Below are 14,815 nucleotides of genomic sequence, written 5' to 3' on the forward strand. Positions count from 1 at the left end.
TTCCTCCCCGGCTCAACGTGTGCGGTCTGCGCCCTTACGATACCTCGACGAGACGCGGGCTGTCGTATTCACGCTCTTCCGACAGATCCGTCAGCGGTGTCGGATAATCGCCGGTGAAGCAATGATCCGTGAACTGCGGGCAAGCGTCGTCACGACCGTCGTATCCGGCAGAGCGGTACAGGCCGTCGATGGACAGGAAGGCGAGGCTGTCAGCACCGATGTAATTGCGCATTTCCTCAAGGCTGTACTTTGCAGCCAGAAGCTTTTCGCGCACCGGTGTATCGATGCCGTAATAGTCGGAATAGCGGATTGGCGGGCTGGCAAGGCGGAAGTGAACTTCCTTGGCGCCGGCATCGCGGATCATCTGCACGATCTTCACCGAGGTGGTGCCACGCACAAGGCTGTCATCAATGAGGATGACGCGCTTGCCCTGGATCTGCGCCTTGTTGGCCGAGTGCTTGAGCTTGACGCCCAACGTGCGGATCTGCTGCGTCGGCTCGATGAAGGTACGCCCGACATAGTGATTGCGGATGATGCCCAATTCAAATGGCACGCCGCTTTCCTGGCTGTAGCCGATGGCCGCGGGAACGCCACTGTCGGGAACCGGTACGACAACATCGGCTTCGACATGGGATTCACGTGCAAGCTGTACACCCATTTCACGACGCACATTGTAGACGCTACGACCGCCGATGATGGAATCGGGCCGGGAAAAATAGACATACTCGAAGATGCAAGGGCGGGCAGGGCGACGACCGAACGGGAAGTGGCTCTCGATGCCGCTTGGCGTACATACCACGACTTCGCCATTCTCGACTTCACGAATGAAGGTCGCACCAATGATGTCGAGGGCGCAGGTCTCGGACGCCAAAATGGGTGCGCCATTGAGATCGCCCAGCACCAGCGGGCGAATGCCGAGCGGATCACGCGCACCGATCAGCTTTTTCGACGTCAGTGCGACCAGCGCATAAGCGCCTTCCATCTTGGTGATGGCATCAATAAAGCGATCAACAATCTTGGTTTCACGCGAGCGGGCAATGAGCTGCAACACGACTTCGGAATCTGATGTCGACTGACAGATGGCGCCATCACGGATCAACTGCTGGCGCAGGGTCAGTGCATTGGTGAAATTGCCGTTGTGGCACACGGCAATACCGCCCCCGTCCAGCTCGGCAAACAACGGCTGAACGTTGCGCAGAATGGTTTCGCCCGTGGTGGAGTAGCGCACGTGGCCCACGGCCGCGCGTCCCGGTAGGCGGGTGATCGTCTCGACCTTGGCAAAGTGATCGCCAACGAGGCCCTGGTGGCGCTCGGAGCGAAACTGGCCCTTGTCGAAGGTCACGATCCCGGCCGCTTCCTGACCGCGGTGCTGGAGCGCGTGCATGCCGAGTGCGGCCAACGCGCTGGCGTCTTCGTGTCCGAGAATGCCGAATACGCCGCATTCCTCACGCAAGGTGTCCGCGTCCGGATCGAAGGGTTCGTTGAAATCGATCGCGTCCTGCATGGTATGTCCTCTCATGCGCAAATACTCTGTAGTCCGGTGGCCGGACAAGGCGTCAGTTGTTGTTGCTGTCGCCCGTGGTCAGTTGCTCGATGCCCCGCCGCTGCGACGCACTGTAACCTGTGTTGTCCGACGGATCATTCGCATCGGTATCGACAGTGGAACTGGACGTTTTATCTTCGTTCAGCCTCTGCATGATCGCCTGTTCCGGGTCTTCCGGCAGAATGGCGACAAGTCGTTGACCAATTGCAATCAGCATGGGTCGGGACTTGGCATTGACGATCCAGTTCGGCTGCTGGTCCTTGTGAACGAACCAGTTGAAGAACATCATCGCCACGGCCACCAGAATGATGCCACGCACAGCCCCGAAGACGAAGCCGAGAGTGCGATCCAATGCACCGATACGGCTGTCGAGGATAAAGTCGGACAGACGCATGGTGATATAGGAAATGATGATCAGAGTTACCAGAAAAATGATTGCCGCAGCTGCGCCTGTCGCCACCATCTTGTTGGAGATGTACTGGGCGGTGTAGGGAAGCAGGTACTTGTAGAGTCCGAAGGCGGCAATCGCTGCCACAATCCACGAGACAATCGACAATACTTCTCTGACGAAGCCTCGGATCATCGCCAGAAGGGCGGAGACGAGCATGATGACGAGGAGGAGTCCGTCAAGTAGAGTAATCGGCATCTGTCTAGTCAGTCCCTCATCCCTGGCCGTCTCGCATTTTGCCGGGCAAGACGGTCAAAACGGGTGGCTGTCCGTCGGTCATCTTGTGGCCGCGGCGCCAGCCCTTGCTGAAATTTTGGCGATGAAGTCCCCGAGATCCTCGAGGCCATGCGCCGTGAATGTCGATTGCTTCCTGTCCTTCAGGTTGCCCATGGGACAGTAGGCCTGATCAAAGCCAAGCTTGTCGGCTTCCTTCAACCTGGATTGCGCCTGGGCAACCGGCCGAATTGCTCCTGACAGACTAACCTCGCCGAAATAGACGCAATTGGCCGGAAGGGCAAGCCCGCTCAACGAAGAGACGAGTGCTGCGGCCACTGCCAGATCGGCTCCCGGCTCGCTGATCCGCAATCCACCGGCAACGTTCAGGTAGACGTCATGCTGGGAAAAGCGGACACCGCAACGGGCCTCAAGCACGGCGAGGATCATCGACAGGCGGGCGGTGTCCCAACCGATGACAGCGCGCCGTGGCGTGCCGAGAGAAGAGGGCGCGACCAGCGCCTGCACCTCGATGAGCAACGGGCGCGAGCCTTCAAGCCCGGCAAACACGGCCGCTCCGGGCGATTTCGTGCTGCGTTCTCCCAGAAAAAGGGCAGAGGGATTGGCCACTTCGCTCAATCCGGCGCCGGTCATTTCGAAGACGCCGATTTCGTCGGTGGCACCGAAGCGGTTCTTGACCGAGCGCAGGATGCGGAACTGGTGGGCGCCGTCGCCCTCAAAATACATTACCGCATCAACCATGTGCTCGACTACACGAGGGCCGGCGATCTGGCCGTCTTTGGTAACGTGCCCGACCAGCACCAGTGTGGTGCCGGATTTCTTGGCGTAGCGTACCATGGCTTGAGCGGCGGCACGCACCTGGGTCACAGTGCCCGGGGGCGAATCTGCCTGTTCTGTCCATAAGGTCTGGATCGAATCGAGGATGAGGAGAGCGGGAGGTGTGTCTACTTCCAGCGTGGCGAGAATATCCTCTACGCTGGTTTCGGCGGCAAGTTGCACCGGCGCATCCGTGAGTCTCAGGCGTTCGGCGCGTAGCCGGACCTGTCCGATGGCTTCTTCGCCGGAAATATAGATGGCTTTCTGGCCAAGCCGCGCAAAGGCCGCCGCAGCCTGAATAAGCAGAGTGGATTTGCCGATGCCGGGATCGCCGCCCACCAGAATGGCAGAGCCGCGCACGAAGCCGCCGCCAGCCACCCGGTCAAGTTCCTTGATGCCACTTTGAACACGCGGTGCTTCACGGGTATCGCCTTGCAGACCGACCAGAGGCACAACCCGTCCCTTGGAGCGCCGTGCAGCAGCCTTTGACGGGCCACCGCCGATGCCGCCGCCAGCCTGTTCTTCGACGATGGTGTTCCATTCACCACAGGATTCGCAGCGTCCGGTCCACTTGTTGGTGATGGCCCCGCAGGATTGGCAGATGAACTGTGTGGTACGGCGCGCCATGCGGGCGGCTCTCCTTGTGGTGCGGTCGTCTCGTTCGTCGCAGGCAGGCGTCGGCTCAGGTCTCGTTCAAGCTGGCATAACGGCGCTCGTAGCGCGGGCTCAGGCCCGTGAGGTATTCATAATCGATGGTGCGGGCATACGAGGCCAGATCGCTGGCTGCAACATGGGGGCCGATCATTTCCACAAATGCACCACGATGGACAAGCTCCTGCGGCACATCGGTTACATCGAGTGTGGACATGTCCATTGAAATGCGACCACACAACGGCGCTTTGTGCCCTCCGATCACACCAAAGCCGCCGGGAGCATCATCACTGGAGCTGCCGGTGCGCAGCAGTCCGTCGGCATAGCCTGCGGCGACCATGGCCACTCGCGTCGGGCGTTTTGCCGTCTGGGCGCCACCATAGCCGATGCGGTCTCCCTCGGGTACATCGCGCAGCATGAGGATGCGCGCTTCGACCTTGAAGACGGGGACCATCGGATTGGGCTGCGTCTCAATGGCCTTGCCGCCATAAAGCGAGATGCCGGGCCGTGCCAGATCGAAATGATAGTCTGGCCCCAGAAAAACGCCGGCCGAATTGGCAAGAGAACGAGGAATATGTGTGAACCCGTCGGTTGCGGCCAGAAAAGCCGCAAGCTGGCGCGCATTCATCGGATCGCCGGGGTCTGATCCATAGGCCAGATGGCTCATCAGCAGACACGGCGTAAAGGCCTTCATCAAGCTGTCAGTCGTCAACAGGCTGCGGAAATCGGTACTGCGAAAGCCCAATCGGTTCATGCCGCTGTCGATATGCAATGCGGCAGGAAATGCCTGTCCGCTGGACTGACAGAACGCAGCCCATTCCTGCACTTCGTCCAGCGACCCGAGGCAGGGGATCAGCCGGTGTTCGGCGTAAAGCGCCGCCTGGCCGGAGAACAGGCCGTCGAGTATGTAGATCGTGGTGTTTGGAGCTGTCTGGCGCACCTCCATGCCTTCCTAGGGCAGAGCCACGCAGAAGGTGGTGCATCCGGCTTGCGTCAGACGGGAGGCGACCTGACGCGCTCCCAATCCGTAGGCATTGGCCTTGATGGTGGCCGCACAGGTCTTGCCCGTATAGCGGCTCCTGAGGTCCAGCCAATTGGACGCAATCGCGTCAAGATCAATCGTAAGAAGGGCACCGGCTGTGGTATCAGGCCGGGGGTGGGATCGGACACGGAACCAGCTTCTCTTTTTTGCGAATCAAACACCGTTTGTTTGCACAATGATAGCCTATGGCCCCCCTCTAACGACAGTGTAGAAAACTGGCAGACTGGGTGCCAATTCCGCCGTTTTCGCAGGCATGAGGCGTCCGCTCCGGCCTATTCGTAGCGTTCAGGCAGATAATCGTCTTCGGCCAGATCCGAGAAGCGGGTGAACTCGCCCTGGAAGTGCAGGTTTGCTGTACCCGTTGGACCATGACGCTGCTTGGCAACGATGACTTCAGCCTTGCCCTTCACACGTTCAACCTTGTCACGCCAGACTTCGTATTCCGGTGTGCCTTCTTCAGGCTCGGACTTGGACAGATAATATTCTTCGCGGTAGATGAACATCACCACGTCGGCATCCTGCTCAATCGAACCGGATTCACGCAAGTCGGACAACATCGGGCGTTTGTCGTCGCGCGATTCGACCTGACGCGAGAGCTGCGACAGCGCCAGAATGGGAACGTTCAGTTCTTTTGCCAGCGCCTTGAGTCCGGTGGTGATTTCTGTCAGTTCCTGCACGCGGTTGCTCGAGTTCTTGTTGGAGCCGGATAGAAGCTGAAGGTAATCGACCACGATCAGATCGAGGCCGCGCTGTCGCTTCAGGCGACGGGCACGGGCCACGAGGGAGGCAATCGAAATACCACCGGTCTGATCGACGTGCAGAGGCACGGTTTGCATGTATTGCGCTGCAGCGGCCAGCTTCTCGAATTCGTTTTCGGTGATGTCGCCACGGCGGATCTTGGAGGACGAAATTTCGGTCTGCTCGGAAATGATACGTGTGGCGAGCTGTTCTGCCGACATTTCCAGCGAGAAGAAGCCGACGATCCCGCCATTAACCGTCTTCAAAGTGCCATCCGGTTGCTCTTCAGCCTGATAGTTCTGTGCAACATTATAGGCAATGTTGGTGACGAGCGACGTCTTGCCCATGGCAGGACGTGCAGCCAGCACGATGAGATCCGAAGACTGCAGGCCGCCCATGAGGTTGTCGAGCGCGTGCAAGCCACTGGAGATGCCCGACAGTGCGCCTTCACGGTTCCATGCGGCGTGAGCCATCTCGATGGTTTCGGTGAGGGCATCGCCAAAGGCAACGAAGCCACCTTCCTGACGGCCTGTTTCGGCAAGCTCGAAGAGGCGGCGCTCCGCATCGTCGATCTGTTGGTTTGGCGGCACGTCGATGGGCGCGTCATAGGCGATGTTGACCATGTCTTCGCCGATGCGGATCAAGTTCCGGCGCAGGGCAAGATCATAGATCGTGCGGCCATAGTCTTCGGCATTGATGATCGAGGCCGCATCGGCTGCCAGTCGCAGCAGATATTGCGTGGCGCTCAGATCGGCGATTTTGGCTTCCGCCGGATAAAACGTTTTGAGGGTGATCGGCGAAGCGGTTTTGCCGGCGCGGATGAGTTGGCTAACCTTTTCGTAGATTTCCTGATGCTGGGGCACAAAGAAGTGGTGTGTTTCCAGAAAGTCGGAGACCCGGTAAAAAGTCTCGTTGTTGATCAGGATTGCGCCAAGCAACTGGCGTTCGGCCTCCGCATTGTGGGGGGCGAGACGCTGGTCTTTCTCTGCTTGCTCGACCGACTGCAATTTACCCTTCATGTGATCCCCCGAAGCCCGTGACCTTTCCGGTCTAACCGCAAGTTCATGACTCCATCAAGCATCCAATAACCTTGACTGCGATTCAGATTTCAGGCGGGGGAACAACGGGGATATCGTGGCGGGACGCTTGACGGCGGGGCACAATGAGAAGTCGAAATTGAGTGCATTCAAATGATTGATTTTATTGAATTACATTAGCCGAAAGAATGATTTCCGCTAGGTACTCGTGAAACTTGCGGGGTAAAAAAACACAAATGAGAATTGTTAAAATTGACAATGAAATGAATTGAAGCACGTCAATAAAAAAGGACGACATCTCTCGATGCCGTCCTTCTCAATCGCATTTTCAACCTAGTCAATTATGACCATGTGAAAATTACGCGTCTTCGTTTTCGCCTTCGGCGTCTGCAGCGTCTTCCTCAGCAGAGGTGTCTTCTGCATCGCCTTCTGCGTCTTCTTCTTCTTCTTCGAATTCGAAGACTTCATCCTGCGGCGTCGTCAGGTCTTCACCGGCGGACTGGCGGATGGCCTCGTCTTCAGAACGAGCAACGTTGACGTTGACGAACACTTCGACTTCCGGGTGCAGCGCGATGCCGACCGAGTGAATGCCGACTGTCTTGATCGGGTGGTTCAGCTCAATCTGGCCGCGCGAGACGGAGAAGCCCTTGTCGGTCAGGCCGTCTGCAATGTCGCGCTTGGACACAGAGCCGTAAAGCTGACCGGTTTCACCAGCCGAGCGGATCACGATCAGGCTTTCACCATTGACCTTGCCTGCAACGACTTCAGCTTCCTGGCGACGTTCCAGGTTGCGGGCTTCAAGCTGAACACGTTCGCTTTCGAAGCGGGTGATGTTCGCCTTGTTTGCGCGAAGGGCCTTGCCTTGCGGCAGAAGGAAGTTACGAGCGTAACCGTCGCGAACGCGAACAGTGTCACCCATCTGGCCGAGCTTTGCGATACGCTCGAGAAGAATAACTTGCATGGATATCTCCTGCGGTCTGTCCCGCATGGTCTTGTGCCATGCGGTTAGAGGCCGATCACTTCTGGACCGGTCGGCCCCAATCCGGGTTGATCCGGTCCGAAGACCGGATCAATGAGCGGCAATCAGACGATTGCACAATCTCGGGGTCGTTTGCTTAGCTGATGACGAAAGGCAACAGGCCGAGCAGACGGGCGCGCTTGATGGCACGAGCCAGTTCACGCTGCTTCTTTGCAGAAACGGCGGTGATACGGCTCGGAACGATCTTGCCGCGCTCGGAGATGTAACGCTGCAGCAGACGGATGTCCTTGTAGTCGATCTTCGGCGAGTTAGCACCGGAGAACGGACAGGTCTTCCGGCGACGGAAGAACGGACGGCGGCTGGGAAGCTGTGCGATATCAACCATTTTGATTACTCCGCTGCATCAGGTTTACGAGGACCGCGACCGCCACCACGACGATCATCACGATCGCGCTTCTGCATCATCGCCGAAGGATCTTCTTCGTGTGCTTCGACCTTGAAGGTCATGAAGCGCAGGATGTCTTCGCTGAGGCCCATCTGGCGTTCCATTTCTGCAACGGCCGGATGCGGAGCTTCAATGTTCATGAGAACATAGTGAGCCTTACGGTTCTTCTTGATGCGGTATGCGAGGGACCGCAGACCCCAAGTTTCCACCTTGCCGACAGAACCACCATTGGACTCAAGAAGAGCCTTGTACTGTTCGACGAGTTGTTCGACCTGCTGGGCCGACACATCCTGGCGCGCTATGGAATACGTGCTCGTAAAGAGGCATGGAAAAAGCCTTTCCTTGTTAAACCGACGGAAACAGGCGCAAAGCCTCCTCGTGACCCGTGGAAAGGTGACGAGAATTCTAACGAGAGCGGAGACACGGGAAGACGGACCTCTTTTCAGGTGTCCTGGTGCACGCAGCACCCTTCCGTTCAGCCCCCGGCCAAATTTCCGAGTGGGGGCTGTATACACGCTTCAGCATCAAAAGCAAGGCAGAGACCACCGATCAGCGCAGAATTCCGCGCAACTCCGTATCTTTGGAGTGAAACTGCGCTTTTTGTCATTTTGCGGTCTCAAGCAGGCAGACAAAAGCCACTGTCGATCTCCTTATATAATGAATGAGAGACTGGAGCGTGAGGGGCTGCGTCTCTGTCCTGAAGCGTGTCGCAAAGACCGCTTGCTTCCCCCTGATTGCAGAGTGTCGGATGTTGCGCTGCAAGCGATAGGGTGCGGCGCACATCTGTTCACAAGGCGTCGCGAAGCAGGTTATCAACCGCCCAAAAAGGCCGGAAACCGGGCGAAATGCCTGCCGAGCTCTTGACATTCTCTATCAACACGTACCATAGGCACGAAAAACGAGGCGGCAGAGCAATCTGGCCGCTGGCAAGAAGTGGAGCCGCGCTTCGGCGTTGGCGCGCTGCCTTTTCCTGCCATGGGCGACGGGCAGACAGACACTTGATGAACAGAGAACAAGGCGGAGGGGTGCTCCAATGAGTATCGCGTTCACATTTCCGGGTCAGGGCAGCTAAGGCTGTTGGCATGGGCAAGGGGCTTGCTGATGCCTATCCGGAAGCCAAGGCGGTCTTCGACGAGGTTGACGATGCTTTGGGTCAGAAGCTTTCCTCCATCATGTGGGAGGGGCCGGAAAGCGATTTGACGCTGACCGCCAACGCACAGCCGGCGCTGATGGCTGTCAGCCTTGCGACGATGCGCGTTCTGGAATCCAAGGGGCTGGTGCTCAAGGATACGGTCAGCTTCGTTGCCGGACATTCGCTTGGCGAATATTCTGCTCTTGCGGCGGCCGGCAGCCTGGACATTGCGACTGCGGCCAAGCTTTTGCGTATTCGTGGTGATGCCATGCAAAACGCGGTTCCTGTCGGGCAGGGTGGTATGGCCGCTCTTCTCGGGCTTGATTTCGAAACGGCTCAGGCTGTGGCTGAAGAGGCCGCGCAGGGCGAGGTCTGTCAGGCTGCCAATGACAATGCGGATGGTCAGGTTGTCGTCTCCGGTCACCTTGCAGCGGTCGAACGCGCTTGTGAAATCGCCAAGTCCAAGGGCGCACGCCGCGCCGTGATGCTGCCTGTCAGTGCGCCGTTTCATTGTTCCTTGATGGCACCTGCTGCCGATGCCATGGCGGATGCACTTGCCAATGCCAATGTGCGACCGACAGTGGTGCCGCTGGTGGCCAATGTTCTGGCTGCGCCGATCACCGATCCGGCTGAAATCCGCTTGCGTCTCGTTGAACAGGTTACCGGCACTGTACGCTGGCGTGAATCGGTTTTGTGGTTGGCCGAGCAGGGCGTCACTGAATTGGTGGAAGTCGGGTCCGGCAAGGTTTTGTCAGGCATGGTGCGTCGCATTGCAAAGGGCGTCACGGCAACGCCGATCAACACCCCGGAAGAGATTGACGCGCTGATTGCCCGCCTTATCGGCTGAGGCCTCGCGGACAACAGACTGTCACGTCACAGGAAGGAAACAAACATGTTCACCCTTGAAGGGAAAACGGCTCTGGTGACCGGTGCAACCGGCGGGATCGGCGAAGCCATTGCACGCGCACTTCATGCGCAAGGTGCAACGGTCGCCTTGTCCGGTACGCGCGCTGAGAAGCTGGAAACGCTGGCCAATGATCTGGGTGAGCGGGTTTTCGTGACCCCGGCCAATCTGTCGGACCGCGAGGCAGTCGATGCGCTGGTGCCAAACGCCGAGAAGGTCATGGGTCAACTCGACATTCTGGTTAATAACGCTGGCATCACCCGCGACAATCTTTTCATGCGCATGAAAGATGATGAGTGGGATCAGGTTCTCGAAGTCAACCTGACTTCCAACTTCCGCATCTGCCGTGCCGCCATCAAGGGCATGATGAAGCGCCGCTCCGGCCGCATCATCGGCATCACATCGGTTGTTGGTGTGACCGGCAATCCGGGCCAGACCAACTATGCTGCGGCGAAGGCCGGAATGATCGGCATGTACAAGTCGCTTGCTCGTGAGGTTGCCAGCCGTAATATTACGGTCAACACTGTGGCACCCGGATTCATCGAAACAGCGATGACTGATGTGCTGAACGACAAGCAGAAGGAATCGATTCTGCAGAGCGTTCCCAGCGGCCGTTTGGGCAAGGCTGGGGAAATCGCTTCTGCCTGTGCGTTCCTTGCAAGCGATGAAGCTGCCTATGTGACCGGGCAGACGCTGCATGTGAACGGCGGTATGGCTATGATTTAACAGTCAGAATCAAAAAATATCCAAAGAAGTTTCGGGTCGCGTACGCGCGGTCCAGTTCGGCTGGTCAATGCTTCTAAAGTGTGCTACCTACCCGCCGATTGTTCCAGAATGGCGACCACATCAGTCCGACGTGGGGTCAGAACGTGTTCAAAACCGCGAAAGCCAGCGGCTGGTCCGAGTGACAGTTCGAACGGTTCGCGCGTCTTGTACAAACTGAATCGCCGTGACGGCCCTGCTTGCGATCCTGTCGCAAAATGGGTCGAAACAGCAAAATCAAGGAAGTAGAAAATGAGCGATATCGCGGATCGTGTTAAGAAAATCGTAATCGAGCACCTGGGCGTTGACGCCGAGAAAGTTACGGATAACGCTAGCTTCATCGACGATCTCGGCGCAGACAGCCTCGACACGGTCGAGCTGGTCATGGCGTTTGAAGAAGAATTCGGTGTTGAAATTCCGGACGATGCAGCAGAAACCATCCTGACGGTTGGCGATGCAGTCAAGTTCCTGGAAAAGAACGCTGGCTAACCGCCAGCCCTATCTGAAATGACACGGTAGGGGCGGCCTTGGCATTGCAGGGGTCGCCCTACCTTGCAACAAGTGCAGGTTCATGAGGCGAGTTGTCGTAACCGGATTGGGCATGGTGTCTCCGCTTGGCGGAAACGTTGATGCCTCTTGGAAAAACATCCTCGCGGGCAAAAGCGGGGCCCGGCGGATCACCAACTTCGAAGTTGATGATCTGGCGTGTCAGATCGCAGCCCAGTTACCAAGGTGGCGCATCCGAAGACGGCGGCTTCAATGCCGACGACTGGATGGAGCCGAAAGAGCAGCGCAAGGTTGATGATTTCATCGTCTATGCGGTTGCCGCTGCTGATCAGGCCATGGCCGACAGTGGCTGGAAGCCTGAAAAATACGAAGATCAGGTTCGTTCCGGCGTTCTGATCGGGTCCGGCATCGGTGGCCTTCAGGGCATCGAAGAAGCCGCCCATGTCATGCGTGACAAGGGACCTCGTCGGATTTCTCCGTTTTTCATTCCTGACCGTCTGATCAATCTGGCTGGCGGGTATGTTTCAATTCGCCATGGTCTCAAGGGGCCGAACCATGCTGTCGTGACGGCCTGTTCGACCGGCGCGCACGCCATTGGTGATGCATCGCGCCTCATTGGCTATGGCGATGCGGATGTCATGGTCGCGGGTGGAGCTGAATCTCCGGTTTGTCGTCTGGCTCTAGCTGGTTTCGCTGCCTGTCGCGCTCTTTCGACCGGCTATAATGATCAGGCTGAAAAAGCCTCGCGCCCGTATGATCAGGGCCGTGATGGTTTTGTGATGGGCGAAGGCGCGGGTGTTGTCGTTCTGGAAGAGTACGAACATGCCAAGGCGCGTGGAGCCAAGATCTACGCCGAAGTCGTGGGCTACGGCCTGTCGGGCGATGCGTATCACATTACCGCTCCATCTTCTGATGGTGATGGCGCATATCGTTGCATGGAAGCCGCGTTGAACCGCGCAGGCATGACCGCAGCCGATGTGGACTACGTCAACGCGCATGGCACGTCGACTCCACTTGGGGACGAGATCGAACTGGGTGCCATCACGCGTCTGGCCGGTGACAGTGTCTCCAAGCTGACGATGTCCTCGACCAAGTCGTCGACGGGCCATCTTCTGGGTGCTGCTGGTGCCATTGAGGCGATCTTCTCGATTCTTGCAATCCGTGACAGCGTTGCTCCGCCAACCATCAACCTGGACAACCCGTCCGTTGAAACAGCGATTGATCTGGTTCCGCATACGCCCAAGAACATGAACATCGATGTTGCGCTGTCGAACTCCTTTGGGTTCGGTGGCACCAATGCATCTTTGGTGTTCAAGAAGGTCGCGTCCTAAGGCCGACACGCTTTCCGGACCCCGGCGGCCTGTTTTTGCACCGCCGGGGTTCATTCTATTTGCGCCCTTAACAGGCCTCACTTTTCGGCAAGGTCCGAAGGCAACGATTCTCTCGACGAGGCGGTCTCCATGCGCATCAAACCGAAAAGCCCCCGTGAAGCCCTTCAGCCGGATCAGGCGCCAGGTCCACCACCACGGTCTCGTTCGGTGCGCAATCCCTTCGTCATTCTGATCAATATGATTATCACGCTGGTCGTCCTCTGCATTCTGGCAGGCGGCGCGGCACTTTATTTCGGCAAGAAGATTTTTGACGAGCCTGGCCCCTTGCGCGCCGCAAAAACGGTTCTGATCCCCAAAGGCGCCGGATTGTCCGGCATCATCGCCCGCTTGCAGCAGGATGGTTTGATTGACGATGACGTTGTCAACGAAGCCGTCTTCAATGCAGGTGTACGCTTTTACAAGAACACCACCAGCCTCAAGGCCGGTGAGTATGCTTTCGACCCTGGCGTGAGCATGCACGGCATCATGAGCAAGCTGGTGTCAGGCAAGGCTGTTGTTCACGAGTTGACAATCCCGGAAGGTTGGACCACCGATCAGATCGTCGACAAAGTCCGCCAGGATCCGGTTCTGACCGGGCAGATCACGCGGATGCCCAAGGAAGGCGAATTGCTGCCTGAGACCTATAGTTTTAGCCGTGGGACGTCGCGTCAGTCGATTGTTGACGACATGGAGAAGGCACAGCAGAAGCTTTTGAAAAAAGTATGGGCGCGCCGCAGTCCTGATTTGCCGTTGGATGGGCCTGAGCAACTGGTGATTCTCGCATCGATTGTCGAGAAGGAAACAGGCAAGGCGGATGAGCGGCCGCGTGTTGCGGGCGTGTTTATCAACCGTCTGAAAAAGGGGATGCGTCTGCAATCCGATCCGACCATTCTCTATGGTTTGTATCGTGGCAAGGCGTGGACGAAGGATCGTTCGTCGATCAAGCAGTCCGAGTTGAAGCAGGAAAACCCCTACAACACCTATCAGATCAATGGCCTGCCACCGGGGCCGATTGGCAATCCGGGGCGCGCAGCCATGGAGGCTGTTGCAAATCCCTCGCGTACGAAGGATCTTTATTTCGTTGCTGACGGGACCGGTGGTCATGTGTTCGCAGAAACCTATGAGCAGCATCGCAAGAACGTGAGCGAATGGCGGGAGCGTGAAAAAGAACGCAAGGCCAAAGCTGCCGCTGCGGAGGCGACCGAGAGCAAGACCCCAGACGCAGACAAAGCGTCTGAGGACGAAAAGACGGGCGCTGACGGCAAGGCCGATACGTCCGACAAATAAAAAAGACCAGGAGGGACGGCATGGCACTTGCCAGTATGACGGGCTTTTCACGCGCAACCGGCACCAGCGGTACCGTGCGCTGGACATGGGAACTGCGCTCGGTCAATGGCAAGTCGCTGGACCTCCGGCTACGGATGTCCACCGGTCTGGAAGACCTTGAAAGCAAGGTTCGGGCCGCCTGTTCGGCTGTCCTTGCTCGGGGCAATGTCACTGTTGGCTTATCGATGCAGCGCGAACGCGGCACCGATGTGCTCTCGGTCAATCAGGACGCGCTCAATGCTGTTCTGGCCGCAGCCCGTGTGCTGCGCGAGCAGGTTCCGGACGTTATCGCCCCCACGGTTGATGGTCTTTTGTCGCAAAAGGGGGTCATGGAGCTGAAGGAGCCAGAAGACAGCGAGGCTGAAAAAGCCGCGCTTCGGGTCGCCTTGCTGCAAACTCTCGACGAAGCTTTGAGAGGCATGGTGGACATGCGCGCGGGAGAGGGGCAGGCTATCGTTCGGCTTATTAGCGAACAGCTCGACACCATCACCGCATTGACGCAGCGAGCTGAGGGGCTGCCTGCGCGCAGCACGAACGCCATTCGCGAGAAACTTGCCCGTCAGGTGGCGGAATTACTGCGTGCCTCCAATGGCGCTCTCGATGAGCAGCGCCTGCATCAGGAGGCTGCGATCCTGGCCACAAAAGCCGACATTCGTGAAGAGTTGGACCGTCTCAGCGCCCATGTGGCGGCTGCGCACGATCTGCTTGCCAGGGGCGGGGCCGTTGGGCGGCGTCTTGATTTTCTCGCCCAAGAATTCAACCGCGAAGCAAATACGCTCTGCTCCAAATCGAATGACGTCGAGTTGACCACTATCGGGCTGGACCTGAAGGCTGTGATTGACCAGATGCGTGAGCAGATCCAGAATCTGGAGTAACAAGAT

At 57.8% G+C, this 14,815-nt stretch carries 11 protein-coding genes and 4 pseudogenes; 6 read left to right on the top strand and 9 right to left on the bottom strand.

Going from position 1 to position 14,815, the window contains the following annotated elements; translation table 11 throughout:
* Positions 1-34: 34 nt before the first annotated feature.
* The 9 genes and pseudogenes from purF to rpsF form a co-directional block, all read right to left on the bottom strand.
* Positions 35-1,504 (bottom strand): amidophosphoribosyltransferase, encoded by a 1,470-nt coding sequence (gene purF / locus AC0L7U_RS18395; protein ID WP_473692726.1) that lies wholly within the window; start codon positions 1,502-1,504, stop codon positions 35-37.
* Positions 1,505-1,556: 52 nt separating this feature from the next.
* Entirely contained in the window at positions 1,557-2,189 is a 633-nt protein-coding gene (locus AC0L7U_RS18400) for a CvpA family protein (RefSeq protein ID WP_473692727.1), read from the bottom strand.
* 78 nt (positions 2,190-2,267) lie between these two features.
* Positions 2,268-3,668, bottom strand: a complete 1,401-nt coding sequence (gene radA, locus AC0L7U_RS18405) for a DNA repair protein RadA (RefSeq protein ID WP_473692728.1) — start codon at positions 3,666-3,668, stop codon at positions 2,268-2,270.
* A 55-nt stretch (positions 3,669-3,723) separates the two neighbouring features.
* Positions 3,724-4,146 (bottom strand): alanine racemase, encoded by a 423-nt coding sequence (locus tag AC0L7U_RS18410; RefSeq protein WP_473695906.1) that lies wholly within the window; start codon positions 4,144-4,146, stop codon positions 3,724-3,726.
* A gap of 87 nt (positions 4,147-4,233) precedes the next feature.
* A pseudogene (locus tag AC0L7U_RS18415) lies at positions 4,234-4,812 on the bottom strand (alanine racemase); the annotation flags it as partial.
* A gap of 194 nt (positions 4,813-5,006) precedes the next feature.
* Positions 5,007-6,491, bottom strand: a complete 1,485-nt coding sequence (locus tag AC0L7U_RS18420) for a replicative DNA helicase (protein ID WP_473692729.1) — start codon at positions 6,489-6,491, stop codon at positions 5,007-5,009.
* A 376-nt stretch (positions 6,492-6,867) separates the two neighbouring features.
* Positions 6,868-7,470 (bottom strand): 50S ribosomal protein L9, encoded by a 603-nt coding sequence (gene rplI, locus AC0L7U_RS18425; protein WP_473692730.1) that lies wholly within the window; start codon positions 7,468-7,470, stop codon positions 6,868-6,870.
* A 154-nt stretch (positions 7,471-7,624) separates the two neighbouring features.
* Positions 7,625-7,873, bottom strand: coding sequence for a 30S ribosomal protein S18 (gene rpsR / locus AC0L7U_RS18430; protein ID WP_473692731.1), 249 nt, complete (start codon positions 7,871-7,873; stop codon positions 7,625-7,627).
* A 5-nt stretch (positions 7,874-7,878) separates the two neighbouring features.
* Positions 7,879-8,260, bottom strand: a pseudogene (gene rpsF, locus AC0L7U_RS18435) (30S ribosomal protein S6).
* A gap of 706 nt (positions 8,261-8,966) precedes the next feature.
* Here rpsF and fabD point away from each other — a divergent pair.
* The 6 genes and pseudogenes from fabD (at position 8,967) to AC0L7U_RS18465 (ending at position 14,809) form a co-directional block, all read left to right on the top strand.
* Positions 8,967-9,912 (top strand): annotated as a pseudogene (gene fabD / locus AC0L7U_RS18440) (ACP S-malonyltransferase).
* 45 nt (positions 9,913-9,957) lie between these two features.
* Complete coding sequence (gene fabG, locus AC0L7U_RS18445; RefSeq protein WP_473692732.1) at positions 9,958-10,695, top strand: 3-oxoacyl-ACP reductase FabG; 738 nt, start codon at positions 9,958-9,960, stop codon at positions 10,693-10,695.
* A 288-nt stretch (positions 10,696-10,983) separates the two neighbouring features.
* Complete coding sequence (locus tag AC0L7U_RS18450) at positions 10,984-11,220, top strand: acyl carrier protein (protein WP_073014292.1); 237 nt, start codon at positions 10,984-10,986, stop codon at positions 11,218-11,220.
* A gap of 82 nt (positions 11,221-11,302) precedes the next feature.
* Positions 11,303-12,569, top strand: a pseudogene (fabF, locus tag AC0L7U_RS18455) (beta-ketoacyl-ACP synthase II).
* Between the two features lie 129 nt (positions 12,570-12,698).
* A complete protein-coding gene (gene mltG / locus AC0L7U_RS18460; RefSeq protein ID WP_473692733.1) occupies positions 12,699-13,895 on the top strand; it encodes an endolytic transglycosylase MltG in 1,197 nt (398 codons plus the stop codon).
* Positions 13,896-13,915: 20 nt separating this feature from the next.
* A complete protein-coding gene (locus tag AC0L7U_RS18465) occupies positions 13,916-14,809 on the top strand; it encodes a YicC/YloC family endoribonuclease (protein ID WP_473692734.1) in 894 nt (297 codons plus the stop codon).
* The last annotated feature ends 6 nt before the right edge of the window (positions 14,810-14,815 follow it).

This window comes from Roseibium sp. 10G30-5, from assembly GCF_055809635.1.